The sequence below is a fragment of the Gemmobacter lutimaris genome (assembly GCF_003570715.1).
In the GTDB taxonomy this organism is placed as follows: domain Bacteria; phylum Pseudomonadota; class Alphaproteobacteria; order Rhodobacterales; family Rhodobacteraceae; genus Gemmobacter; species Gemmobacter lutimaris.
Genome location: NZ_QXXQ01000004.1, coordinates 38,613 through 62,773 on the forward strand (window position 1 = coordinate 38,613; position 24,161 = coordinate 62,773).

Here is a 24,161-nt window from a genome sequence, read left to right on the forward strand (position 1 = left end):
CCGCCGTCCATGGCTTGCGGGGTCAATGCCAGTCCCAGTTCACCCTCGGTCGTGTCAGGCAGCGGGTCCGGGCCTTCAGGGCGCGGGTGCGGGCGGCGAGCGCGCGCACCACCCGTTCATGCGATTCGATGAAGACCTGATCGACGCGTGCGAAATCCGGGCTTTGCAGCAGCGCCTCGATCAGCGGCACTTCCGCGCCCTCGATGTCGATCTTCAGCACCGCAACCTCGCGGTTCAGGCGGCCGAGGAAATCTGGAAAGCCGATCATCTCCACCTCATGCGGGCGACCGGGGTCCATCTTGTGCTTGTCAGAAAAGATGGAGGAGGAACTGGTCCGCCGGTCGGGGGCAGCATCGAAATCCGTGCGGCGATAAAGGTTGATCTTTCCATCCGCCACCCCGGCGGCGGCGGGGATCAGCCGCACGTTCGGCCGTGTTCCGACCCGCGCCTGCAACAGCGAGAAAGCATGCGGATCAGGTTCGAAAGCGATGACATCCGCCCCGGTTTCGGCCAGCCGTTCCGTATACACCCCGACATTGGCGCCAAGATCAATCGCCAGTGCACCGGGGCCAAGCCGGGACAGGGCGGTTTCGAACGCCTCGAAAGCGGCGCGCCGGGCGCGGGCCTTGCGTCCGGTCAGGCGGGACAGAAGATAATCGGCTTCGGTGTGAAGGGTGTGGAAAAGCTGCATGAGGGTCCATCGTTGGCGCGCTGCAAAGGTGATCATTCGCGCGCGCCATTTCCAGCCCCTTTGCAGGGAAAAGCCGGAAATTCGGCAGCAGATCGCGGGGGGTGGTGCCCGCGCGATCATGCCGCCCCTTGCATTCGTCCGGACGCAGGCGCAGCATGATGCAACAGGAGGTTCCCATGATCGAGATCAGCCCTGCCAAGGTGGTGCATGTCATCTATCAGTCGCGGGAAGGCGATATGGCCGACCGCGAGCTTCATGCCTTCATCCGGGGGCTGAACGAGGATGAACAGGCGCATCTTGTGGCAATCGCCTGGGTGGGGCGCGGCGTCTATGAGGCCGACGATTACGCCGAGGCGCTGGCCACTGCCTACCGCGAACGCGCGGTGCCGACGGACAAATACCTGATGGGCATGCCGCATCTTGCCGAAAACCTTGAAGCCGGTCTGGAGGCCATGGGCATTGACGTCAGCGCGGAAGAGGAATCCTTCCTGCGCGATCACTGACGGGGCAGGGCGGTTCAGAACCGCCGCTTCAGAACCACTGACCCGGTTCCATCAGCCCCAGATCCATCAATTGCTGGCTGTGCCACTGGAATTCGGTCGAGTTGCGCCAGCGGAAATCGGGGATCGAAAAGCGCGAGCCGGGATTGGTCTTCAGTGCCTTGGCGGTGCGGAAGGAACAGACAGCGGCGGTCAGGTTGTGGTGCCACGGGCAGGAATAGGTGTTATATTCCTCGTCATTGAAGGTGAAATCCCAGCTCAGTTTCAATCCGGGCCGTGACCGGAACAGCGAGACCCGGTCGATCTTGCGCTTGGTCCAGGTCACATATTCCTCGAACCGCCAGCGCAGACCACCGAAGAAATCAAGCTGACGGTCCTTGGCCTGCCAGTTCTTTTCCGGGTCTTTTCGGCCGAGCGCGTAATACCCAGACCTGTCCAGATGCGCGTCCTCCAGCGACACGGCATTGGGATAACGGTCCAGATCGCCGGCATAGAGGTCGATCACATAGGTCAGCATGGAATCGCGCCGTTCTTCCGTCTGGAAGGTCAGCAGATCGCGCACAGTCCGGCTTTCGCAGAAGGGGAAGAACAGGTATTCCGCATTGAAACAGTAATATAGCCAGGTTCCCGGTGGCGCCGCCTCGTTGATGGCGTTGACCGCATCGGGCACGGCGTCATCGGCGTGAACGTCATGGTCGATGCGGTGAACCCGTTCCTCCAGATCGGCGGGCAGTGGAATTTCGGGATGCGCGAACAGCAGCACCTGACGAAAGCCGCTGTTGAGGTGGTGGCGGATCGTAGTATCCACCTCGACGGTATCCTCGGCAAAGATCAGGGCGACAGGCCCCTTGGCCAGCGCCTTGTCGCCTGTCGCCCTGAATTCCGCCAGATTGCCGTAACGCATTCCGATACTCTTTCCGCTGTTGCCGCGAACCGGGGGCAGATTCGGCGAAGAACGGCGTCTTTGCAAGCCTTTGCCCCTTTGTTGCGCGGCCGGACGGTTTTCGCTAGAAGAACCGCCTAGCCGAAGGGGGCCGCCGATGACCGAACAGCCGACCGAGATTGCCACCGACGCACCCGCCGAAGGGACGGAGGCGCCCAAGAAGCTGTTCATCAAGACCTATGGCTGTCAGATGAATGTCTATGACAGCGAGCGCATGGCCGAAGCGCTGGGCGCGAAAGGCTATGTCACGACCGAGGTGGCGGAAGAAGCGGACATGGTTCTGCTGAACACTTGCCACATCCGCGAGAAGGCGGCGGAAAAGGTTTATTCAGACCTCGGGCGGCTGCGTCCGCTGAAACAGGCGAAACCCGATCTGAAGATCGGCGTGGCGGGTTGCGTTGCCCAGGCCGAGGGCGAGGAAATCCTGCGCCGCATGCCGCTGGTCGATCTGGTGGTCGGGCCGCAAAGCTATCACCGCCTGCCCGAGATGGTGGAGGCTAAGGGCAAGGTCATCGACACCGATTTCCCGGAAGAGGACAAGTTCGACCACCTTCCAAAGCGCAAGGCCCTGCGCGGACCAACCGCTTTCCTGACCGTGCAGGAAGGCTGCGACAAGTTCTGTGCGTTCTGCGTGGTGCCCTATACCCGTGGCGCCGAGGTCAGCCGCCCGGCGGCGCGGCTTCTGGCCGAGGCTCGCGATCTGGTGTCGCGCGGGGTGCGCGAGATCACCCTGCTGGGCCAGAACGTCAACGGCTATCACGGCGCGGGAGACGGCGGCACCTGGGGGCTGGGTCGCCTGATCCGCGAGATGGCCGCGATCGACGGGCTGGACCGGCTGCGCTATACCACCAGCCACCCCAACGACATGGATGACGACCTGATCGCCGCCCATGCCGAGGTGCCCCAGCTGATGCCTTACCTGCATCTGCCGGTGCAATCGGGCAGCGACCGTATCCTCAAGGCCATGAACCGCAAGCATACAGCCGAGCAGTATCTGCGACTGATCGAGCGCATCCGGGCTGCGCGCCCCGACATCCTGCTCAGCTCGGATTTCATCGTGGGTTTCCCCGGCGAAACCGATGCCGATTTCGAGGCGACGATGGATCTGATCCGGGCTGTCGGCTTTGGCGCGGCGTTCAGTTTCAAATACTCCGCCCGGCCCGGCACACCTGCGGCGGAAAAGCCGGAGCTTCCCGCCGAGCTCTGCGATGCGCGGCTTCAGGCGCTTCAGGCGCTGATCACCGAACAGCAGCGCGCGGTGCAGGTGGCGATGGTGGGCCGCGAGGTGGGTGTGCTTTACGAAAAGCCCGGCCGCCTGCCGGGGCAGATGGTAGGCAAGTCCGATCACCTGCATGCGGTGCATGTGGCCGATTCCCTTGGCAAGCCGGGCGATCTGGTTCGGGTGCGCATCACCGCCTCGGCGCCCAACTCGCTGGCCGGAGAGCCGCTGCGCGGCTGAGGCGCGGTTTCCGCGATGGCGTCAATATCACGATTCGTTCTGTCTTGTCGCGCAGTCACGCAACAATTGGTGTGCGATCACCCCGTTACGCCATAGATTTTGCTTTACTTCAGAATGGAGTAACGGCATTTCTGGGTTTAATACTAAATAAGTTATGTGTGAATTAGGGGAGCTGCGACGTGGAACCGATTTCCAAAGCAGTGCGGATGATCGTAGGGGGCGTTGCACTCGCCATCGGCTTGGCCGGTGCCGCTCAGGCGCAGCAGGCGCCCGAGATTTCCGGCAAGATCAACTGGGGCGTCTGGGTCGATGACGACGGTTGCATGCACTGGTGGGCAGATGGCGGGGTCGAAGGCTATATGCTTGACCGCGTGAACCCCAAGACCGGCAAGCCCGTCTGCCTGAAACGCAATACCTGTCTGGTGCAGAACACAGATACACTGTTCGCCACCGACAGCGCAAAACTCACCGCCTCGGGTCGCAGCTATCTGCAACAGTTCTTCCAGCAGGCCGGGGCCTTCGGTTACGCCGTCTATGGCCATACCGACAGCCGCGCTTCTGACGAATACAACATGGGTCTGTCGCAGCGTCGCGCCAAGGCCGTGGCCGATGTGGCCCGTTCGGTCGGGGCCATGGTAGAGCGCGAAATCGGCTTTGGCGAACGCCAGCCCGTCGCGTCGAACAGCACGGCGGCGGGGATGCAGAAGAACCGTCGCGTCGAAGTCGTTTGCTATCGGTGGTGATCAGGATGACCAAACTTATCGTTCCGGGCCTTGCCCTTCTTGCCATCACCACGCTCGCCGGTTGTGTCGAAGGGGTGACCCCCTATCGCCAGAGCCCCGATACCGTGATCGCCACCAATGCCGACCGTGGCCGCGACAATGTCGCGCTGGCGCCGGGGGGCGGGGCCATTGCCTATGACCCCGACGGTTGCCAAGGCTGGATCATCGACGACGGCGTCGAGGGGTATTCGGGGCGCCGTTTCGACCCGGTTTCGGGTCTTCCGATCTGCAACAACCACTATCCGCCGGGCACGGTGGTTCGCAACTACCAGACCCCGGATGCGGGCTTGCGCGATTATGTGCCTTCCGCAGGCCGCCGGAACTGATCCCGTCAGAAATCGCATGTCGGAAGGGCCGCGCTACGCCGCGGCCCTTTTCGTTTGTCGGTTGCTACATTTTTCGTCGCGGGACCTACAATCCCTAGGGGTGGTGTGGCGGAAATGTGCAACATCTGCAATTTTGCGGGCAGGTGGTGAAAGTTTGAACAGCTTTGTCTTGTTTCCGTGACCTTCGAGGCGCAGATTTTGAATCAGGAAGCCCTCGAACCGCAAAGGATGATGATTTGGGCATCAGCGCGCTGACCCCCCCGCCCCGTGCCGAAGATGTCGTTGAAATGGCTCTGGAATTTCCCGACAATCGGCTGCTGATCGATCTGTGTGGCGAATATGACCGCAATCTGGCGCAGATCGAACATGAAGTGGGGGTGCATATCCTCCGACGTGGCAACCGGCTGGCCGTGATCGGGGAAAAGGGCGCAAGGGAACAGGCGGCGGCGGTGCTTCAGTCGCTGTATGCGCGTCTGGAAGCCGGTCGTGGTGTGACGGCGGGCGACATCGAAGGGGCCATCCGCATGGGGCGACCGATGCCCGAAACCCCGCGCGAAGGCTCCGAACAGATCGAGATGTTCGGAGCGGGTTCGATCGAGTTGCGCACCCGCAAGAAGCCGATCGAGCCGCGCACCGAGGCGCAGAAAGCCTATGTCGCCAATCTGTTCGCCAATGAACTGGGCTTCGGCATCGGCCCGGCGGGCACCGGCAAGACTTACCTGGCGGTCGCTGTCGGCGTGACCATGTTCATCTCAGGCGCGGTGGAAAAGATCATCCTCTCCCGTCCGGCGGTGGAAGCGGGCGAACGCCTTGGCTTCCTGCCGGGCGATATGAAGGAAAAGGTCGATCCCTACATGCAGCCGCTTTATGACGCGCTGAATGACTTCCTTCCGGCCAAGCAGGTTCAGAAGTTGATGGAGGAAAAGCGGATCGAGATTGCGCCGCTGGCCTTTATGCGCGGGCGCACCCTCTCCAACGCCTTTGTGGTGCTGGACGAGGCGCAGAACGCCACCACCATGCAGATGAAGATGTTCCTCACCCGCTTGGGCGAAGGCTCGCGCATGGTGATCACCGGCGACCGCACGCAGGTCGATCTGCCGCGCGGCGTGGCTTCGGGTTTGCAGGACGCCGAACGCATCCTGAAAGGGGTGAAAGGCGTCAGCTTCAACTACTTCACCGCAAAGGATGTGGTGCGGCATCCGCTGGTGGCGCGGATCATCGAAGCCTATGACCGCGAAGAGGGGCAGGGCTGAACGATTCCCGATCCGGTTTGCCGGATCGGGCTTTCCCGCCACAGGGCCCGTCACACGGGATGAAAGCCGTTTGCGCATTGCCCGCCGTGGCCCTATGAGGCGCGCATGAGTGCATGCGTCGAAATCGTGATCGAGGATGAGCGTTGGTCGGCCTTCGGGCTGGAGGTTGCGGCCGGTCGTGCGGCCAGCGCAACGCTGACGCATCTCGGGCTGGCGCCGGATCTGTTCGGCCTTGTGGTCATGGGCTGCGATGATGCCCGTATCGCCGGTCTGAACGGCGAGTTCCGCGACAAGGCAAAGCCCACCAATGTGCTCAGCTGGCCTTCCGAAGAACGCGGCAGCGAATTCGCGGGTGAGGCGCCGGAGCGGCCCGAACCGGGAACGGTGGAAGAACCGGCCTCGTTGGGCGATATTGCCATTGCCTATGAAACCTGCACCCGCGAAGCCGCCGAGCAGGGCAAGGACATTCATGATCATGTCACGCATCTGCTGGTTCATGCGGTGCTGCACCTGCTGGGTTATGATCACATCGACGATGATGATGCGGATTTGATGGAAGAGACCGAGCGGCAGATACTTGCCTCGCTTGGCATTGCAGACCCATATTAGGATGGGCGCTGCGACGCGGGATATTCGGGTAAAAGGACAGATGGGCAGTAGTTACGAAGGATCGACCGCGGTGCCGCAGCAGGCACCTTCCGAGGGATCATCCGGCGAAGAGGGCGAGTCTCGGCCCGATCCTGCCCAGAAAGGCTTTTTCGGTAGGCTGCTTTCGGCCTTTTCGCCGCAGGACGCGGCAGAGCCTGACGGCCCCGCGATGACGACGAATCCTGCGCCGGTGCAGCTTCCCGGTCTTGCAAACCTGCGCAAGCTGCGCGTCGATGACGTGGCCATTCCGAAAGTCGAAATCGCGGCGGTGCCGCTGGACATCGGCAAGGATGAACTGGTCGAGGTGTTTCGCCAACAAGGCTTTTCGCGGCTGCCGGTCTACAAGGGCACGCTGGACCATCCGCAGGGTCTGGTGATGCTGAAGGATATGGCGCTCCAGCACGGCTTTGGCGCGGGCGGGCGGTTCAGCCTGAAGAAACTCCTGCGGCCGATCCTTTATGCGCCGCCCTCGATGCCGCTGCATGTTCTGTTGCAGAAGATGCAGAAAGAGCGCGTCCATATGGCGTTGGTGATCGACGAATACGGCGGCGTGGACGGTCTGGTGACCATTGAAGACCTGATCGAAACCGTTATCGGCGAGATCGAGGATGAACATGACGAGGCCGAGGGCACGCTGTGGAAACAGGAAAAGCCCGGCGTCTGGCTGATGCAATCCACCGCGCCGCTGGACGAGGTGGAGGCCGAGATCGGCATGGGTCTGCGCACCGGCGAGGACGATGGCGAGATCGACACGCTGGGCGGTCTGGTCTTCCTGCGCACCGGCCGGGTTCCCGCACGGGGCGAGATCGTGACCCATGAAACCGGGGTGCAGTTCGAGGTGGTTGATGCCGACCCCCGCCGCATCAAGCGCCTGCGCCTGCGTCTGCCCGAGGTTCCGGCTCCGGTTGACGGTGCCTGATGGGCTTGCCGCGCTGGCGTGACCTTGCGCCCGCTTTCGGGCTTGGTGTGCTGGCCGCTGCGGGTCAGGCGCCATTCGGCGCGTGGCATGTTGCCTTGCCCGCTTTTGCGGCAATCATCTGGCAGGTTGTAGCGGGGCGCCCTGCCTTGCGCGGGTGGGCGGCGGGAACCGGCTATTTTGCTGCCGCGCTCAACTGGATCGTGCAGCCCTTCTTCGTGGAACCCGAAACCTATGGCTGGATGGCGCCCTTCGCTCTGGTGCTGATGGCTGGCGGACTTGCGCTGTTCTGGGGCGCGGCAGCAGCGGTCTCGGCCCGGCTGACCCCTAACCTCGGCCGTCGCGCCTTTGCTTTCGCCCTGTGCCTCACGACGGCCGAGGCGCTGCGTGGCGTGGTGTTCACCGGCTTTCCCTGGGCGCAGCCGGGGCATATCTGGATCGACACGCCAGTTGCGCAACTGGCTGCGCTGTTCGGGGCGGACGGCCTGACGCTGCTGACGCTGGTTCTGGCGGCGCTGCCGGTCATGGTGGGGGGCTGGGGGGCCGCGCTGGCGGCGCTGGCTCTGGTCGCGGTCTGGGGCGGCGGTGCCTGGCGACTGGCGCAGCCTGACCCGGTGGCGCCAGGTCTGACCTTCCGGCTGGTGCAACCGGCTGCCGAGCAAAGCCTGAAATGGGATCCGTCACAGGCCGAACGGCTTTACCGGCTGCAAACCGGCTACACGGCAGCAGAGCCGCGCCCCGATCTGGTGATCTGGCCGGAAACCGCGCTGCCCTACCTTTATGATGCCGGCGGCGATGCGGCGCAGGGCGTGGCCGAGGCTGCGCGCGGCGTGCCGGTTGCCATGGGTGTGCAGCGGGTGGAGGGCGCCGCGGCCTATAACAGCCTCGCAGTGCTGGGCCCGGATGGCTATCAGATCGCCATTTACGACAAGGCGCATCTGGTGCCCTTTGGCGAATACCTACCCTTTGGCGATCTGGCGTGGCGGCTTTTTGGCATCTCGGCGTTCGCGGCGCGGCAGGGCTATGGCTATGCCGCCGGGCCGGGGCCGCGCGTGCTCGACCTTGGGCGGCTTGGCAAGGCGTTGCCCCTGATCTGCTATGAGGCGGTCTTTCCTGCCGAGGTGAATGCCGCCCCCGAACGTCCCGGCTGGTTGTTGCAGATCACCAATGACGCCTGGTTCGGCACGCTGACTGGCCCGTTTCAACATGCCGCGCAGGCCCGGCTGCGGGCTGTGGAACAGGGATTGCCGCTGGTGCGTGTGGCCAACACCGGCGTGACGCAGATGGTGGATGCGAAGGGCCGGGTCACCGCCGAACTGCGGTTCGGCAGCCCCGGCTATCTGGATGCGGCGCTTCCGGCCGCCTTGCCGCCTACACTTTTTGCACGCTACGGCGCACTGCCCTTCCTTCTGTTGCTGGGCGGGCTCGGCCTCGCGCTGCTGTTACACCGTTCACACCCTTCCGCTTGACTGTGGGGCGGTCGGGGCATAACTCCGGGGTCATCGAACCGTCACAACGGCTTCCTGGCGTGACGGGGATATATCAACGGAGCACTTCCCCATGAGCAGACTTGATTACGTCTTTACCTCGGAATCGGTTTCCGAGGGGCACCCCGACAAGGTGTGCGACCGGATTTCCGATGCGGTTCTGGATGCCTTCCTGACCGAAGAGCCGAATGCACGCGTGGCCTGCGAAACCTTCGCCACCACCAATCGCGTCGTCGTCGGCGGCGAAGTCGGCCTGTCCGACCGCAAAAAATTGAAAGAGATGCTGGACGGTGTCGAACAGATTGTCCGCGATTGCGTCAAGGACATCGGCTACGAACAGGACGAATTTCACTGGGCCACGCTGAAGGTGAAAAACCACCTGCACAAGCAGTCGGCCCATATCGCGCAGGGCGTGGACCGCGACGGCGCGGGCGATCAGGGCATCATGTTCGGCTATGCCTGTCGCGAAACGCCGGAACTGATGCCGGCGCCGATTCAATACGCCCATGCCATCCTGCGCCGGCTGGCCGAGGTGCGCAAATCCGGGCAGGAACCGACGCTGCGCCCCGATGCCAAATCGCAACTCTCGCTGCGCTACGAGGGGGGCAAGCCGGTCGAAGTGACCTCGATCGTGCTCTCGACCCAGCATGAAAGCGAAAGCCAGACCTCGGACGACATTCGCGCGATTGTCGAACCCTATATCCGGGAAGTGCTGCCCTCGGGCTGGATCACCGAGAAAACCGAATGGTGGGTCAACCCGACCGGGACTTTCGTGATCGGCGGGCCGGATGGTGACGCGGGCCTGACCGGGCGCAAGATCATCGTCGATACCTACGGCGGCGCGGCCCCGCATGGCGGCGGCGCATTTTCGGGCAAAGACCCGACCAAGGTGGACCGTTCTGCGGCCTATGCCGCCCGCTATCTGGCGAAGAACGTCGTGGCTGCGGGTCTCGCCGACCGCTGCACGCTTCAGGTCAGCTATGCCATCGGCGTGGCGAAACCGCTGTCGATTTATGTCGATACCCATGGCACCGGCCAGGTGGATGAGGCCGTGATCGAAAAAGCTGTGGCAGAGGTCATGGACCTGACCCCGCGCGGCATCCGCGAGGCGCTGCAACTGAACCGCCCGATCTACGCCCGCACGGCAGCCTATGGCCATTTCGGCCGCGCGCCCGACGCGGATGGCGGCTTCAGCTGGGAAAAGACCGATCTGGTCGAGGCGCTGAAAAAGGCGATCTGACCCAAAAACGGGGCCTTCACCGGGGGCATCGAGCCCCCGTCGAAGGCGTTGCCACGCAAGGCTCGGCCCGGTCGCAAGGGTCGGGCCTTTGCTTTTCTGAACCGGTGACAGGTGAGTATTTATGCAAGAAGCAAAGCCGCCTTGCTTCTTGTCCAAATACTCCCGCCGGAGGCACGTCCGAGGCCACCGGCGCAGCCGGGGCCGAGACGAAAGGCTTGCGCCGCAGGCGCGCTATATAAGAAGAGTCATTCCCCACGTGGGAAGCGTTTGCTTTCTTCCAGCACATTCAGGTCCATATGGTTGCGCATGTAGCGTTCCGACGCTGCGCGCAGAGGTTGGTAATCCCAGGGGAAATAGCTGCCGTTGCGCAGGGCTTCATAGACCACCCAGCGGCGGGCCTGACTTTCGCGGACCTCGGCGTCGTAGCGTTTCAGATCCCAGCGGGTGTCGGCCATGGCGCGGAAATGGGCGAGGGTTTCGGCATGTGCCGGGTCTTGTGCGAGGTTGATGCGTTCCTCGACATCGGTATCGAGGTCGAACAGCATTTCGGGGTCTGCGAGGCAGCGCACATATTTCCAGCGGCCTTCGCGCAGCGCGACCAGCGGTGTGATGCTGCCCTCGGCGGCATATTCCATCGCTACGGGACTGGTGCGGTCGAAGCCTTTCGCCAGCGGCACGAGGCTTTCGCCGTCGGTCCAGGGCATGACCTCGTCCATCGAGATGCCCGCCAGATCGCAGAGTGTGGGGGTCACGTCGATGGTGCAGACCGGGGTTTCCACCCGGCCGGGGGCCAGTCCGGGAGCGGCGATCATCAGGGGCACGCGGGCCGCGCCTTCGAAGAAGTTCATCTTGAACCACAGACCGCGGCGGCCCAGCATCTCGCCGTGATCCGAGACGAAGACGATGATCGCCTCTTGCCGCGTCGCCTCCAATGCCGCGAGAATTTCGCCGATCTTGTCATCGACGTAAGAGATATTGGCGAAGTAGCCCTGCCGGGCGCGGCGGATATGGTCGGGCGTAACTTCCAGCCCGCGCCAGTCGCAGGCATCCATCAGGCGCTGCGAATGGGGGTCCATGTCCTCGTAGGGGATCGCCTCGGGCGGATCGAGGTGCTGGCAGTCGTTATAGAGATCCCAGTATTTGCGACGCGCGACGAAAGGATCATGCGGGTGGGTGAAGCTGGCGCACAGCGTCCAGGGGCGGGCATCCAGGCCGCGGGACAGGTCGTAAAGCTTCTGCACCGCCTGGAAACACACGTCGTCGTCATATTCCAGCTGGTTGGTGATCTCGGCCACGCCTGCCCCGGTGACCGAGCCGAGATTGTGATACCACCAGTCGATCCGCTCGTCCGGTTTGCGGTAATCCGGGGTCCAGCCGAAATCGGCGGGGTAGATGTCGGTTGTCAGGCGTTGTTCGAACCCATGAAGCTGGTCGGGGCCGACGAAGTGCATCTTGCCGGAAAGGGCTGTCTGGTATCCGGCGCGGCGCAGATGATGGGCGAAGGTCGGGATGTCCGAGGTGAACTCGGCCGCATTGTCGTAAACCCGTGTCCGGCGTGGCAGTTGCCCGGACATGAAACTGGCCCGCGCCGGGGCGCAGAGCGGCGAGGCGGTATAGGCATTGGTGAAGCGGACTGCGCCTTCGGCCAGCCGTTTCAGGTTGGGTGCATGCAGCCAGTCGGCGGGGCCATCCGGGAACAGCGTTCCCGTCAGCTGATCGACCATCAGGATAAGAATATTGGGCCTGTCCGCCATGATCTGCGCCTTTTGCTTCCGTTCATATTGAAACACCATATGTTGTGAACAAGAAAGACAGGAGTTTTCGATGTTTTGCATAAAGATGATTTATGCAACTTGACCCGGCAGCCCTTCGGGTGATCGAGGCGGTGGCGCGGCACGGGTCTTTGACGCGGGCCGGGGCGGCGCTGGGGCTCAGCCAGCCGGCGATCAGCTATCAGCTGCGCCGGGCGGAAGATCATCTGGGCGTGGCGCTGTTCACGCGGGGGCGGGGCGGCTGTCTGCCGACCCCGGCAGGGGACGTGCTGTTGCGCGCTCTGCTGCCGGCGCTGGCGCAGATCGACGCCGCGCTGGCCGAGGTGTCGGGGCTGGCGCGGGCGCCCGCGCTGCGCATCCTCACCGATTTTGGCTTTGCAGGGTTGTGGCTGATGCCCCGTCTGGCGCGGTTTCGCAGCCTGCATCCGGGGATCGAGGTGCAGATCACCGCCTCGCAGGAAAACCGCGCGCCGCAGGTGGGGGAGGTGGCGATCCGCTTTGCGCAGCAGGGGGATCTGGCTGAAGGGGCGTGGCTGCTGATGCCGGAACGGGTGGTTCCTGTTTGCGCGCCGGAGTTTCTGGATGCGCAGGGGCCGCTGGATACACCCGCGCTGTTGGCGCAGGCAGTGTTGCTGCATCTGGATGCACCGGCGGAGGCGCGCTGGTTCACCTGGGCAGGCTGGTTTGCCGATCAGGGGATCGCCCGACCACGCCGGAGTGGCGAATTGGGCATGAATACCTATGATTTCGTTGTGCAGGCCGCGTTGGCAGGGCAGGGGGTGGCGCTGGGGTGGCTGCCCCTGATCGCGCCGCATCTGGCCTCCGGTGCGCTGGCGCCACTGGGGCCCGAGATCCTGCGGGCAGAGAGCGGTTATTGGGTGGAAACGCGTGGGGCTGCCACGGCGGCTCAGGCCGCTTTGGCAGATTGGTTGCGTTCGGAAGTAAGGCATGGTTCATAAGCGACAAAATAATGTCGAATTTCGGCATGACGCGGCGGGCTGTCAGGATCAGCCTGCCGCAGCACCCAACAGACCCCGGAGTTGCCATGACCGCGCTCACCACCGTTTCGGAATTTCCGCACAAGCTGATCGACGATCCTGATGTCGGGATTGTCATGCCCGATGGCACCCGGCTTTCGGCGCGGATCTGGCGACCCGCCGGATCGGAGGCGCAGCCGGTTCCGGCGGTGCTGGAATACATCCCCTATCGCAAGCGCGACGGAACCTTGCCGCGAGACGAGTTGATGCACCCCCATGTCGCAGGCCATGGCTATGCGTCGGTCCGGGTGGACATGCGCGGCAACGGCGACAGCGAAGGGCTGATGACCGACGAATACACGCAGCAGGAAATGGATGATGCGCTTGCCGTCATCGCCTGGCTGGCGGAACAGCCCTGGTGCAGCGGTGCGGTCGGGATGATGGGCAAAAGCTGGGGTGGGTTCAACTGCCTGCAAACCGCCTATCTGCGGCCAGCTGCGCTGAAAGCGGTGATCTCGGTCTGCTCTACCACCGATCGCTTTGCCGATGACGTGCATTTCAAGGGCGGCTGCATGCTGGGCGAAAATCCGGGCTGGGGGGCTGTGATGCTGTCCTTCAGCTCGCGTCCTGCCGACCCGGCGTTGCGGCCTGACTGGCGGGCCGACTGGCTGCGGCGGTTGGAGGCCGAGCCCTATCTTGCCCCACGCTGGGCCAGCCACCAAAACCGCGATGCCTATTGGCAGCATGGCTCGGTCTGTGAGGACTGGGCTGCCATTCAGGTGCCGGTGCTGAGCGTGGGTGGATGGGCCGACAATTACATGAATACCGTCGGGCATCTGATGGGCAAGCAGCAGTCGCTGGTGCAGGGGCTGATGGGGCCCTGGGTGCATCAATACCCGCATACCGCCGTGCCGGGGCCGCAGATCGGTTTCCTGCAAGTGGCGATCCGCTGGTGGGATCGCTGGCTGAAGGGAATTGCAAACGGGGCGGAGGCCGATCCGGCCTATCGGGCCTATATGCTGCATTCCGAACAGCCTTCGGCCGCGCCCGCCTTTCGCAAAGGCCATTGGGTGACGGAAACCGCATGGCCCAGCCCGCGCGTCACGCCCGAGGTCTGGCCTCTGGCGCCGGGGCGTCTGGGCGGCGAGGGGGAGCCGCTGGATGTGGGGGTGAACACGCCGCAGCATCTGGGCCTGCATACCGGCGAATATTTCCCGATGGGGCTGAATGCCGAAATGCCCGGTGACCAGCGCGAGGATGATGCGATGTCGGTCTGCTTTGACAGCGCGCCGCTGGCCGGGGGGATGGATCTTCTGGGCCGCGCGGTGCTGCGGTTGCGGCTGACCTGTGACAAGCCCTTCGCCCAGATCTTCGCCCGGCTGTGCGATGTGGCGCCCGATGGAAGCTCGGTTCGTATCTGCCACGGCATGTTGAACCTGCGCCACCGCGACAGCATGGAAAACCCGACGCCGGTGCCGGTGGGCGAGGCTTTCGGCATCGAACTGGCGCTGGACGAGATGGGCTATCGGCTTGCCCCCGGCCACCGGCTGCGGCTGGCGCTTTCGACGACCTATTGGCCTTTCGCCTGGCCGTCGGCCGAGGCGGCGACACTGACCTTGCAGGAGGGCAGCCTTGAACTGCCGCGTCATTCCGGCAGCACCGGCGACGAATGGACGCCGCCCCCACCGGAAGCCGCACCTGCATGGCGCCACCGGGTGCTGCGCGAAGGCAGCGCCGCCCGGAGGATCGAGCGCGATCTGATCACCGGCGAGGTGTCGCTTGTGGTGGCAGAGGACAGCGGCGATGCCGAAAACCTCGATCACGGGCTGATCAGCGGCGATACGATGCGCGAGGTCTGGACCATTCATCCCGACGATCCGTTGTCCGCGCGTGTGGCCATCACCTATGAACAGCGCCTGTCACGCGGCGAATGGTCGGTTCGCACCCTTGCCGAGACGAATCTGACCTCGGAAAGCGGGCATCTTGTGTTCACCGCCAGGTTGCAAGCCTGGGAGGGGGAGGCAGAGGTCTTCGCCCGCGATTTCCGTGAATTTGTCAAACGCGACCACCTCTGATACAAAACCGACAGGTTTTCAGGTCAGAAAACAATTTACGCCGGGCCGCCTTGTGCATCATGCTCGGGAAAACACAACAAGACTGTCAGGGAGTCCCTAAATGAAAGACGATCTCGCCAAGCTGATCGAGCTTATCGACAACGGCGGGCTGAACCGCCGCGCCTTCCTTGGGCGCACGGCGGCCTTCGGCCTGACTGCCGCGCTTGGCACCTCGCTGCTGCCCGGCGCGGCGCGTGCGGACGAGCCCAAGAAGGGCGGCGTTCTCAAGCTGGGTCTGGGCGGCGGCGAAAGCACCGATGCCATTGATCCGGGTCTGGCCGATGGGCCGGTGTCGTTCAACGTCAACCGCCAGTGGGGCGATACGATCGTCAATGTCGCACCCGACATGTCGGTCGAGCCGCGTCTGGCCGAAAGCTTTGAAAGCAATGAGGATTCGACGGTCTGGACCTTCAAGATCCGCAAGGGCGTGAAGTTCCATGACGGCAGCGAGATGACGCCCGAGGACGTGGCCGCGACCTTCAAGCGCCATTCTGACCAGAATGCCAAATCCGGCGCCTATGGCATCATGCAGGGCATTTCCGACATCAAGGTCGATGGCGACAATGTCGTGATGACCATGACCTCGGGCAATGCCGACCTTCCCTATCTGCTGGCCGATTATCACCTTGTGGTGCAGCCGGGTGGTGGCGTGGATGACCCGAACAAAGGCATTGGCACCGGCCCCTACAAGATCGCCTCTGCCGAGCCGGGGGTCCGCTATGTCTTTGAAAAGAATGCCGATGACTGGGATACGACCCGCGGTCACTATGACAGCGTCGAGTTCCTCGTGATCAACGACACCACCGCCCGCACCGCCGCGCTGCAATCGGGGCAGGTGCATATGATCAACCGGGTCGATCCGAAGGTGGCGAAGCTTCTGTCGCGGGCGCCGGGGGTGGTGGTCACCAATGCCTCGGGCCGTGGGCATTATGTGTTCATCATGCACTGCAACACCGCGCCCTTCGACAACAATGACCTGCGTTTGGCGCTGAAATATGCGATCAACCGGCAGGAGATGGTGGACAAGATCCTCGACGGCTACGGTTCGGTCGGCAACGACATCCCGATCAACAAATCCTATCCGCTGTTCGACGAAAGCCTGCCGCAGCGCGAGTTTTCCATCGAGAAGGCGGCAGAGCATTACAAGGCTTCCGGCCATGACGGCAGCCCGATCGAGCTGATCGTGGCCGACGGCGCTTTCCCCGGAGCAGTGGATGCCGCGGCGCTGTTCCAGGCGACGGCGAAACAGGCGGGCATCCCGCTGGAAATCAAGCGTGTGCCGGATGACGGCTACTGGTCGGATGTGTGGAACGTCAAACCCTTCTGCGCAAGCTATTGGGGCGGCCGCCCGGTGCAGGACCAGATGTATTCCACGGCTTACCTTTCGACCGCCGACTGGAACGACACCAAGTTCTTCAACAAGGAGTTTGACGATCTGGTTCTGGCGGGCCGCGCGGAAACCGATCAGGAAAAGCGCAAGGAAATCTACAGCAAATGCGCGCATATCCTGTGGGAGCAGGGCGGCGTGATCTGCCCGATGTTCAATGATTTCATCGACGCCCACGCCGAAGCCGTCGCCGGCTGGATCGAGGATTCCAACCTTGAACTTATGAACGGCTTCGCCACCGCCAAGACCTGGTTCGCGTAACCGATGGTCCATCCGGTGATCAAACTGGTTGCCCAGCGCATTGCGCTGGGCCTCCTGTTGCTGCTTGCAGCTTCGGTGCTGATTTTCGTGGGAACGCAGATTCTGCCCGGCGATGTCGCGCAATCGATCCTCGGTCAGTCGGCCACGCCTGAGACGCTGGCCAACCTGCGTCAGGAACTGGGGCTGAACGAACCGGCGCTGACGCGCTATTTTTCGTGGCTCGGCGGGGTGTTGCATGGCGATCTTGGCAATGCGCTGACCAATGGCCAGCCTATCGCGCCCGCGCTTGGCAAACGCCTGCTGAACACATTGTTCCTTGCCGCCTGCGCCGCTGTCATCGCGGTGCCCTTGGCCATCATTCTGGGGCTGGTGTCGGTGCGCTATCGCAACCGCTGGCCCGACAAGCTGATTTCGGCGGTGACGCTCGCCACCATTTCGGTGCCCGAGTTCCTGCTGGGATATATCGTGATCTTCTTCCTTGCAGTGCAATACCGGCTGCTGCCCTCGCTCTCGACCGTCTATGATGGAATGGGCTTCGGCGACCGGCTTTACGCCATCGGCCTGCCGGTGATCGTGCTGGTGCTGGCCGTGCTGGGCCACATGATGCGGATGACCCGCGCCGCCATCCTGAACGTGATGCAATCGGCCTATATCGAAACGGCCGAGTTGAAGGGGCTGCGTCCCTTCGCCATCATCGCGCGCCATGCCCTTCCCAATGCCGTCGCGCCGGTGGTCAACGTGGTGATGATCAACCTCGCCTATCTGGTGGTGGGCGTTGTGGTGGTCGAGGTGGTCTTCGTCTATCCCGGCATGGGGCAATATCTGGTCGATCACGTTTCCAAACGTGACGTGCCGGTGGTACAGGCCTGCGGGCTTGTCTTCGCCGGGGTCTATATCGGGCTGAACCTGATTGCCGACCTCGTTTCCATCCTTGCAAATCCGCGACTGAGGCACCCGAAATGACGCGACTGCCCCTGGCCGCGCTGATCGGCCTCGTCTTCACCGGCGCCTACTTCGCCGCCGCATTGCTCGCCCCCTGGATTGCCCCTTACGGCATGGCCGAAATCGTCGGCGACAGTTGGGAACCCTCGTCGAGCCAGTTCTGGCTGGGCACCGATTCCATCGGGCGTGACCTGATGTCCCGGATGATCTGGGGCGGGCGCACCACGATCTTCATCGCCACCTGCGCGACGCTGCTGTCCTTCGGCATGGGCTCGATTCTGGGCTTCTTCGCGGCGGTCAAGGGCGGCTGGGTCGATCAGGTGCTGTCGCGTCTGGTTGACCTGATGATGTCCATCCCCTCGCTGATCTCGGCGCTGGTGGTGCTGTCGGTCATGCCGGTCACCATCCCGGTGCTGATCCTCGTCATGGGGATCCTCGACAGCACGCGGGTGTTCCGTCTGGCCCGCGCCGTGGCGGTGGACATCGCCGTTATGGACTACGTCGAGGCCGCGCGCCTGCGGGGCGAGAAACAGGGCTGGATCATCTTCCGCGAGATCCTGCCCAATGCGCTGTCGCCGCTGGTCGCCGAAATGGGGCTGCGCTTCATCTTTGCCGTGCTGTTCATCTCGACCCTCTCGTTCCTCGGCCTTGGCGTTCAGCCGCCGATGGCGGATTGGGGCGGCATCGTGAAGGAAAACAAGGAGGGCATCGTCTACGGCATTCCCGCGGCGCTGATCCCGGCCTTCGCAATTGCGACGCTGGCGATTTCGGTGAACCTCGTGGCCGACTGGGTGCTGAACCGCACTTCCAGCCTGAAAGGAGGCCGCGGTGCCTGAGACGCTTCTTGACGTGCGCGGCCTCGTGATCGAGGCGACCAGCTATCCGCCGGGCGAGCCGCCCAAAGACGTGACTCTGGTGCATGGCGTGTCCTTCACGCTGGAAAAGGGCAAGGTGCTGGGCCTGATCGGCGAAAGCGGCGCTGGCAAATCCACCATCGGGCTGTCGTCCATGGCCTATGGCCGGGGCGGGGTCCGTATCACCGGGGGCGAGGTCTGGCTGAACGGCCGCGACATCCTCAAGGGCGGGGCGGGGGGGCTGCGCGCCCTGCGCGGCAAAGAGGTGACCTATGTCGCCCAATCCGCCGCCGCCGCCTTCAACCCGGCGAAACCGCTGATGGAACAGGTGATCGAAACCACGTTGGCGCGCGGCATGATGGGCCGCGCCGAGGCTGAGGCCCGCGCCGTCGATCTGTTCCGCCAGCTTGGCCTGCCCAACCCCGAAACCATCGGCAAGCGTTTCCCGCATCAGGTGTCTGGCGGGCAGTTGCAGCGGGTGATGACGGCGATGGCGCTGTGCCCGAAGCCGGATCTGGTGATCTTCGACGAACCGACCACGGCGCTGGACGTGACGACCCAGATCGATGTGCTGGCGGCGATCAAGCGGGCGATCCACGAAACCGGGGTCGGCGCGCTTTACATCACACATGACCTTGCGGTGGTGGCGCAGGTCTCCGATCACATCATGGTGCTGCGCCATGGCAAGACTGTCGAATACGGCACCTGCCAGCAGATCATCGAGGCCCCGCAAGAGGACTATACTCGTGCTCTGGTCTCGGTCCGTTCCATCGACCACGCCGAGAAAAACCCCGATGTCGCGCCGGTGCTCAGCGTCCAGAACGTCACCGCGCGCTACAAGGGCACGCATTTCGATGTGCTGAAGAACGTGACCGTCGATCTGCCGCCGGGGCAGACTCTGGCCATTGTCGGCGAAAGCGGCTCCGGCAAATCGACGCTGGCGCGGGTGATCACCGGGCTTCTGCCCGCCGCGCAGGGCCGGATTACCTTTGACGGGCGTGATCTTTCACCCGATCTGTCGGGTCGATCACGCAATGATCTGCGCGAATTGCAGATGATCTACCAGATGGCCGATGTGGCGATGAACCCGCGGCAGACAGTGGAAACCATCATCGGCCGCCCGCTGGAGTTCTATTTCGGCCTGCGCGGCGCCGAGAAACGCAAGCGCGTGCAGGAATTGCTTGACCAGATCGAGATGGGCAAGGGCTTTGCAGACCGTTACCCGGCCGAGCTTTCCGGTGGCCAGAAGCAGCGCGTCTGCATCGCCCGCGCCCTGGCGGCAAAGCCGAAGCTGATCATCTGCGACGAGGTGACCTCGGCGCTTGATCCGCTGGTGGCCGACGGCATCCTGAAACTCCTGCTGGAGCTTCAGGCGCAGGAGGGCGTGGCTTACCTGTTCATCACCCATGACCTTGCGACCGTCCGCGCCATCGCCGACCGCATCGCGGTGATGTTCAAGGGCAAGGTGCAGCGCTACGGGCCGAAATCCGATGTGCTGGCGCCGCCCTTCGATGATTACACCGATCTGCTCTTGTCCTCGGTGCCGGAAATGAAGCTCGGTTGGCTGGAACAGGTGCTCGACCATCGCAAGATGGAAGGCGCCGGCAACTGAACAGGCGGGGCAGGGCGCGACCTTGCCCCTTCATCTTGGCCCAAATATCCCCGCCGGAGGCATCCGCCCGCATCGCCGGGCGGCCCCGCCGGGATGGAGCGACCCGATGCCCAAGCTGCTTCTCATCCTCATCGACGGCGTGCCCTATGCCAACTGGCGCAGGCTATTCGGCAACCTGGAAGGTTGGGTCGCGCGCGGCGACGCGCGGGTGTGGAAGATGCGCTCGGTCCTGCCCTCGACCTCGGCTACCTGTTATGCCTCGATCCACACCGGCCTGCCGCCGCAAATCACCCGTGTCTGGGGGAACGAGGCGGTTCGGCGACTCGACCACCCCGACATCTTTTCCGAATCGCATCGCGCCGGGCTGAAAACCGGGGCCGTGGCGCACAGCTTCTGGTCGGAATTCTTCAACCGCGCGCCCTTCGATGCCGTGCGCGATGTGGAATATGACGAACCCGATGGCCCGATCAGCCATGGCCGCTTCCACACGATGTATGGCTACAACCTGATCAACCAGACCACGCCCGCCGACCACGATCTTTTCGCCACGCTGACCAGGCTGTGTGAACGCCACGGTATCGACTACGGCATGCTGCACACCTGCACGCTTGACAGCATGGGCCACCGTTTTGGCCATGCCTGCCACGAGATGGATCACGCCTGTTATGCGCTGGATGCGCAGCTTGCGCCCTTCCTGCAACGCTGGCTGGATGCGGGGTATGAGGTCATCGTGACTGCCGATCACGGGCAGGACATGCGCGGCCATCACGGTGGCGCGGCGGATGACCAGCGCGACTTCGCGCTTTATTACTTCGGCGCGGCCGAGGGGCCAGCACCGGATGTGCTGCTGGATCAGCTTTCGCTGGCGCCGACGATCCTGAGCCGACTGGGGGTGGCGGTGCCGGACAGCATGACCGGGCCGCTCTTTCTGCGTTAAGCCAGTGCCTTGAGACGCGCCAGTATCCGGTCGAAAGCCGCGCGGGCACGCGGAACGCTGTGGCGTCCGCGCAGCCAGCCATGCACCAGCCCGTCATCCAGCAGGGCCTCGGCCTCGCCACCGGCGGCGCGCACTTTCGCGGCATAGGTGAACGGGTCATCGGCCAGCGGATCGCATTCTGCGGCGAACGCCACCACCGGCGGCAGGCCGCTGAAATCTGTGTCGCGCAGGGCCGAGGCGGTGGGGTCGGCTGAGGGCGGCGTGCCACCGTGGCGGATCTTTTCGTAATATTCCGTATCCGCAAGCGTCAGCATCGGCGCCTCGGCATGGGTCTGGTAGCTGCCTGTCGTCCGGTCGCCGCCAAGGCCCGGATAGATCAGCAACATCCCCTTCAGAGCCAGTTCCCCGCGCAGCGCGTGCGCAACCGATGCCGCCAGCGCGCCCCCCGCCGAATCACCCGCAAGGATCAGTGCCCCGCCATAATCCGCGGCCGTCGCCCGCGTTGCGGCGAGACAATCGTCAAAAGCCGCCGGATGCACGTGTTCCGGGCACAGCCGGTAATCGGCACTGACCACGCGAAAGCCGGTGGCAAACGCCATTTCGGCACAAACGTCATCGTGACTGTCGAGTCCGCCGACGACGAACCCGCCGCCGTGGAAATACATCATGGTCTGTCGCGCGCCGTTCGGCGTGTAGATCCGGCAGGGCACGCCGCCCATGGCGCGATCCTCAACCGTCAAGCCTTCGGGGCGCGGCTGGCGAAAGGCGGCGCACATCCGGTCATAGACCTCGCGCTGGCCTTCGATGGTCAGGCCCACGGCATCCGGGGGATACCAGCGTTCCGTTTCGCGGATGAAGGCCCAGGTGGGGCCGTCGATAAGCTTCTGGTAATCGCTCGGTGCCATGATGATTCCCTGCACACTGCCTTGACCGCATGAAAGCAGACCGGCCGCGCCCCTGCCAGAGGCGCCGGTCCGGGGAGGATAGAACATCCTTTCCCCTCAAATCCGCCATATTCCGCCTGTAGCAACAGGATGATCGAAGCCCAGTCCGTGAGGTTTGCCATGCAGATGTTTCGTCCGATGGAAGAAGACGCCGCCCTCGTCGGTTGGGGGGTCCGGGTCTTGTTGCTGGCGGATCCGGGCGCGAACCGGACGGAAGAGATCACCCGCCGTGTCGCCGGTTTCGGCGGCTTGGTCGAGGAACAGCACGAACTGTTTGCCGCCATGGCGGCACTGCTTGACGATCCCTCGGGTTACGGGATGGTCATGATGGATTGCGATTTCTTCGGCGGGCTGGAGGCGGGCCAACGCGCCCTGTCGCTGCTGCGGGGCAGTGGGCTGCGGCTTCCCGCGATCCTGTTGTCGTCCGAGGTGAAGGGCGGCCAGAGCTTCCCCGAAGACCGGCTGGAGCCGATCCTGCTGCGCGCGCCGGTTTCGGCGGTATCGCTGCGCGTCGGCTTTGAACATGCCCTGCGCGAACGCATGATCTGGCGCGCGGCCTGATTGCAAGACCGTTTCTGACGACCGGGCGTGCCTTTCTGGCACGCCTTTTGCTATTCGGGTCTATGTCACAGCTTATACGGTAACGCTGCGACGCGGCGGACATAAAATTACAACTCCTACTTTATTGTTGTTGCAAAGTTGCGCGTCGAATGTATTTCTGTGCCCAGACCCGCGCCGATTCTGCGGCGCGGCATCATTCTGGCAGGAGGCCCCGATGGCACTGGATACGCAATCCGCGATCGCCGCTTATGACGCGCCGAAAAAAGATCTGTATGAGATTGGTGAAATGCCACCGCTCGGCCATGTTCCGAAGAACATGTATGCTTGGGCCATCCGCCGCGAGCGTCATGGCGAGCCCGAGCAGGCGATGCAGCTTGAGGTCGTGCCGACCTGGGAATTGGACAGCCATGAGGTGCTGGTTCTCGTGATGGCTGCCGGGGTGAACTACAACGGCGTCTGGGCCGGTCTCGGCGTGCCGATCTCGCCCTTCGACGGCCACAAGCAACCCTATCACATCGCTGGCTCCGATGCCTCGGGCATTGTCTGGGCGGTCGGCGACCGCGTGACCCGCTGGAAAGTGGGCGATGAGGTGGTGATCCACTGCAACCAGGACGATGGTGACGACGAGGAATGCAACGGCGGCGATCCGATGTTCTCGCCCACCCAGCGGATCTGGGGCTACGAGACGCATGATGGTTCCTTCGCGCAGTTCACCCGTGTTCAGGCCCAGCAGCTGATGCCGCGCCCGAAGCACCTTACCTGGGAAGAATCCGCCTGCTACACGCTGACGCTGGCCACCGCCTACCGGATGCTGTTCGGCCACCACCCGCACGAACTGAAACCCGGCCAGAACGTGCTGGTCTGGGGCGCCTCGGGCGGTCTGGGGTCTTATGCGATCCAGCTGGCCAATGCCGCGGGCGCCAATGCGATCGGCGTCATCTCGGACGAGGACAAGCGCGATTTCGTCATGGGCCTTGGCGCCAAGGGCGTGATCAACCGCAAGGACTTCAAGTGCTGGGGGCAACTGCCCACCGTCAACAGCCCCGAATATAACGAATGGCTGAAAGAGGCCCGCAAGTTTGGCAAGGCCATCTGGGACATCACCGGCAAGGGTGTCAGCGTCGACATGGTGTTCGAACATCCCGGTGAAAGCACCTTCCCGGTGTCGACGCTGGTGGTGAAGAAGGGCGGCATGGTCGTGATCTGCGCCGGCACCTCTGGCTTCAACTGCACCTTCGACGTGCGGTATATGTGGATGCACCAGAAGCGCCTGCAAGGCAGCCACTTTGCCCATCTGAAACAGGCCGCCGCCGCCAACCGCCTGATGTGCGAGCGCCGTCTGGACCCCTGCATGTCCGAGGTCTTTCCCTGGGCCGAAATCCCGAAGGCCCATACGCTCATGCTGCGCAACCAGCACAAGCCGGGCAACATGGCTGTGCTTGTGCAGGCGCCGCGCACCGGCCTGCGCACTTTCGAGGATACGCTGGAAGCCAGCCGCGAACGCTGATCCGGCTGTCACAGACAAGGCAAACGCCGCCCCATCGGGCGGCGTTTT

General features: G+C 63.6%; 22 protein-coding genes and 1 riboswitch. Of the genes, 18 read left to right on the forward strand and 4 right to left on the reverse strand.

Annotated features, from left to right (window positions below):
* Window positions 1–22: 22 nt before the first annotated feature.
* A complete protein-coding gene (locus D2N39_RS08620) occupies window positions 23–691 on the reverse strand; it encodes an FkbM family methyltransferase (RefSeq protein WP_158589795.1) in 669 nt (222 codons plus the stop codon).
* A gap of 176 nt (window positions 692–867) precedes the next feature.
* Here D2N39_RS08620 and D2N39_RS08625 point away from each other — a divergent pair, with 176 nt between their 5' ends.
* Window positions 868–1,194, forward strand: a complete 327-nt coding sequence (locus D2N39_RS08625; protein WP_119134389.1) for a DUF3775 domain-containing protein — start codon at window positions 868–870, stop codon at window positions 1,192–1,194.
* A 28-nt stretch (window positions 1,195–1,222) separates the two neighbouring features.
* Here D2N39_RS08625 and D2N39_RS08630 read toward each other — a convergent pair whose 3' ends face one another.
* A complete protein-coding gene (locus D2N39_RS08630) occupies window positions 1,223–2,095 on the reverse strand; it encodes a glycosyltransferase family 2 protein (protein ID WP_119134390.1) in 873 nt (290 codons plus the stop codon).
* A gap of 136 nt (window positions 2,096–2,231) precedes the next feature.
* Here D2N39_RS08630 and miaB point away from each other — a divergent pair, with 136 nt between their 5' ends.
* The 8 genes from miaB to metK all read left to right on the forward strand — a co-directional run bounded on the left by miaB (window position 2,232) and on the right by metK (window position 10,245).
* Window positions 2,232–3,593, forward strand: coding sequence for a tRNA (N6-isopentenyl adenosine(37)-C2)-methylthiotransferase MiaB (gene miaB, locus D2N39_RS08635; protein ID WP_119134391.1), 1,362 nt, complete (start codon window positions 2,232–2,234; stop codon window positions 3,591–3,593).
* Between the two features lie 179 nt (window positions 3,594–3,772).
* Complete coding sequence (locus tag D2N39_RS08640; RefSeq protein WP_233557096.1) at window positions 3,773–4,336, forward strand: OmpA family protein; 564 nt, start codon at window positions 3,773–3,775, stop codon at window positions 4,334–4,336.
* A gap of 5 nt (window positions 4,337–4,341) precedes the next feature.
* Complete coding sequence (locus D2N39_RS08645; RefSeq protein ID WP_147373461.1) at window positions 4,342–4,701, forward strand: hypothetical protein; 360 nt, start codon at window positions 4,342–4,344, stop codon at window positions 4,699–4,701.
* A gap of 236 nt (window positions 4,702–4,937) precedes the next feature.
* On the forward strand, window positions 4,938–5,954 hold the full coding sequence (locus D2N39_RS08650; RefSeq protein ID WP_407645542.1) for a PhoH family protein: 1,017 nt from the start codon (window positions 4,938–4,940) through the stop codon (window positions 5,952–5,954).
* Between the two features lie 105 nt (window positions 5,955–6,059).
* Window positions 6,060–6,563: an rRNA maturation RNase YbeY gene (gene ybeY / locus D2N39_RS08655; protein ID WP_119134394.1), complete on the forward strand. Its 504-nt coding sequence runs from the start codon at window positions 6,060–6,062 to the stop codon at window positions 6,561–6,563.
* Between the two features lie 40 nt (window positions 6,564–6,603).
* The gene (locus D2N39_RS08660) at window positions 6,604–7,521 is read left to right on the forward strand and encodes a transporter associated domain-containing protein (RefSeq protein ID WP_119134395.1); all 918 of its coding nucleotides are present in this window, start codon (window positions 6,604–6,606) and stop codon (window positions 7,519–7,521) included.
* Window positions 7,521–8,987 (forward strand): apolipoprotein N-acyltransferase, encoded by a 1,467-nt coding sequence (gene lnt, locus D2N39_RS08665; RefSeq protein ID WP_119134396.1) that lies wholly within the window; start codon window positions 7,521–7,523, stop codon window positions 8,985–8,987. Before D2N39_RS08660 ends, lnt begins: the two co-directional genes overlap by 1 nt.
* A 35-nt stretch (window positions 8,988–9,022) precedes the next feature.
* A riboswitch (SAM-SAH riboswitch) is annotated at window positions 9,023–9,071 on the forward strand.
* A gap of 7 nt (window positions 9,072–9,078) precedes the next feature.
* On the forward strand, window positions 9,079–10,245 hold the full coding sequence (gene metK, locus D2N39_RS08670; protein ID WP_119134397.1) for a methionine adenosyltransferase: 1,167 nt from the start codon (window positions 9,079–9,081) through the stop codon (window positions 10,243–10,245).
* A 245-nt stretch (window positions 10,246–10,490) separates the two neighbouring features.
* On the opposite strand, the gene betC is transcribed toward metK, so the two are convergent.
* Complete coding sequence (gene betC / locus D2N39_RS08675; protein ID WP_119134674.1) at window positions 10,491–11,999, reverse strand: choline-sulfatase; 1,509 nt, start codon at window positions 11,997–11,999, stop codon at window positions 10,491–10,493.
* 92 nt (window positions 12,000–12,091) lie between these two features.
* Between betC and D2N39_RS08680 the strand changes: the two genes are divergently transcribed.
* The 7 genes from D2N39_RS08680 (at window position 12,092) to D2N39_RS08710 (ending at window position 21,101) form a co-directional block, all read left to right on the forward strand.
* The gene (locus D2N39_RS08680; RefSeq protein ID WP_119134398.1) at window positions 12,092–12,976 is read left to right on the forward strand and encodes a LysR substrate-binding domain-containing protein; all 885 of its coding nucleotides are present in this window, start codon (window positions 12,092–12,094) and stop codon (window positions 12,974–12,976) included.
* Between the two features lie 86 nt (window positions 12,977–13,062).
* On the forward strand, window positions 13,063–15,069 hold the full coding sequence (locus D2N39_RS08685) for a CocE/NonD family hydrolase (protein WP_119134399.1): 2,007 nt from the start codon (window positions 13,063–13,065) through the stop codon (window positions 15,067–15,069).
* Between the two features lie 100 nt (window positions 15,070–15,169).
* On the forward strand, window positions 15,170–16,756 hold the full coding sequence (locus D2N39_RS08690) for an ABC transporter substrate-binding protein (RefSeq protein ID WP_119134400.1): 1,587 nt from the start codon (window positions 15,170–15,172) through the stop codon (window positions 16,754–16,756).
* Window positions 16,757–16,759: 3 nt separating this feature from the next.
* Window positions 16,760–17,719 (forward strand): ABC transporter permease, encoded by a 960-nt coding sequence (locus D2N39_RS08695; protein WP_119134401.1) that lies wholly within the window; start codon window positions 16,760–16,762, stop codon window positions 17,717–17,719.
* The gene (locus D2N39_RS08700; protein ID WP_119134402.1) at window positions 17,716–18,534 is read left to right on the forward strand and encodes an ABC transporter permease; all 819 of its coding nucleotides are present in this window, start codon (window positions 17,716–17,718) and stop codon (window positions 18,532–18,534) included. The genes D2N39_RS08695 and D2N39_RS08700 overlap by 4 nt, the downstream gene beginning before the upstream one ends.
* Entirely contained in the window at window positions 18,527–20,164 is a 1,638-nt protein-coding gene (locus tag D2N39_RS08705; RefSeq protein ID WP_119134403.1) for an ABC transporter ATP-binding protein, read from the forward strand. The genes D2N39_RS08700 and D2N39_RS08705 overlap by 8 nt, the downstream gene beginning before the upstream one ends.
* A 106-nt stretch (window positions 20,165–20,270) precedes the next feature.
* Window positions 20,271–21,101, forward strand: coding sequence for an alkaline phosphatase family protein (locus tag D2N39_RS08710; RefSeq protein ID WP_119134404.1), 831 nt, complete (start codon window positions 20,271–20,273; stop codon window positions 21,099–21,101).
* Here D2N39_RS08710 and D2N39_RS08715 read toward each other — a convergent pair.
* Entirely contained in the window at window positions 21,098–22,006 is a 909-nt protein-coding gene (locus tag D2N39_RS08715; protein ID WP_119134405.1) for an alpha/beta hydrolase, read from the reverse strand. The genes D2N39_RS08710 and D2N39_RS08715 overlap by 4 nt on opposite strands.
* Window positions 22,007–22,165: 159 nt before the next feature.
* On the opposite strand from D2N39_RS08715, the gene D2N39_RS08720 reads away from it, so the two are divergent.
* A complete protein-coding gene (locus D2N39_RS08720; protein ID WP_119134406.1) occupies window positions 22,166–22,606 on the forward strand; it encodes a hypothetical protein in 441 nt (146 codons plus the stop codon).
* A 214-nt stretch (window positions 22,607–22,820) separates the two neighbouring features.
* Window positions 22,821–24,113, forward strand: coding sequence for a crotonyl-CoA carboxylase/reductase (ccrA, locus tag D2N39_RS08725; protein ID WP_119134407.1), 1,293 nt, complete (start codon window positions 22,821–22,823; stop codon window positions 24,111–24,113).
* The last annotated feature ends 48 nt before the right edge of the window (window positions 24,114–24,161 follow it).

Coding starts and splice junctions, on each gene's coding strand:
- D2N39_RS08620 (WP_158589795.1), bottom strand. CDS start 691: ATGCAGCTTTTCCACACCCTTCACACCGAAGCCGATTATCTTCTGTCC.
- D2N39_RS08625 (WP_119134389.1), top strand. CDS start 868: ATGATCGAGATCAGCCCTGCCAAGGTGGTGCATGTCATCTATCAGTCG.
- D2N39_RS08630 (WP_119134390.1), bottom strand. CDS start 2,095: ATGCGTTACGGCAATCTGGCGGAATTCAGGGCGACAGGCGACAAGGCG.
- miaB (WP_119134391.1), top strand. CDS start 2,232: ATGACCGAACAGCCGACCGAGATTGCCACCGACGCACCCGCCGAAGGG.
- D2N39_RS08645 (WP_147373461.1), top strand. CDS start 4,342: ATGACCAAACTTATCGTTCCGGGCCTTGCCCTTCTTGCCATCACCACG.
- ybeY (WP_119134394.1), top strand. CDS start 6,060: ATGAGTGCATGCGTCGAAATCGTGATCGAGGATGAGCGTTGGTCGGCC.
- D2N39_RS08660 (WP_119134395.1), top strand. CDS start 6,604: ATGGGCAGTAGTTACGAAGGATCGACCGCGGTGCCGCAGCAGGCACCT.
- lnt (WP_119134396.1), top strand. CDS start 7,521: ATGGGCTTGCCGCGCTGGCGTGACCTTGCGCCCGCTTTCGGGCTTGGT.
- metK (WP_119134397.1), top strand. CDS start 9,079: ATGAGCAGACTTGATTACGTCTTTACCTCGGAATCGGTTTCCGAGGGG.
- betC (WP_119134674.1), bottom strand. CDS start 11,999: ATGGCGGACAGGCCCAATATTCTTATCCTGATGGTCGATCAGCTGACG.
- D2N39_RS08680 (WP_119134398.1), top strand. CDS start 12,092: ATGCAACTTGACCCGGCAGCCCTTCGGGTGATCGAGGCGGTGGCGCGG.
- D2N39_RS08685 (WP_119134399.1), top strand. CDS start 13,063: ATGACCGCGCTCACCACCGTTTCGGAATTTCCGCACAAGCTGATCGAC.
- D2N39_RS08690 (WP_119134400.1), top strand. CDS start 15,170: ATGAAAGACGATCTCGCCAAGCTGATCGAGCTTATCGACAACGGCGGG.
- D2N39_RS08695 (WP_119134401.1), top strand. CDS start 16,760: ATGGTCCATCCGGTGATCAAACTGGTTGCCCAGCGCATTGCGCTGGGC.
- D2N39_RS08700 (WP_119134402.1), top strand. CDS start 17,716: ATGACGCGACTGCCCCTGGCCGCGCTGATCGGCCTCGTCTTCACCGGC.
- D2N39_RS08710 (WP_119134404.1), top strand. CDS start 20,271: ATGCCCAAGCTGCTTCTCATCCTCATCGACGGCGTGCCCTATGCCAAC.
- D2N39_RS08715 (WP_119134405.1), bottom strand. CDS start 22,006: ATGGCACCGAGCGATTACCAGAAGCTTATCGACGGCCCCACCTGGGCC.
- D2N39_RS08720 (WP_119134406.1), top strand. CDS start 22,166: ATGCAGATGTTTCGTCCGATGGAAGAAGACGCCGCCCTCGTCGGTTGG.
- ccrA (WP_119134407.1), top strand. CDS start 22,821: ATGGCACTGGATACGCAATCCGCGATCGCCGCTTATGACGCGCCGAAA.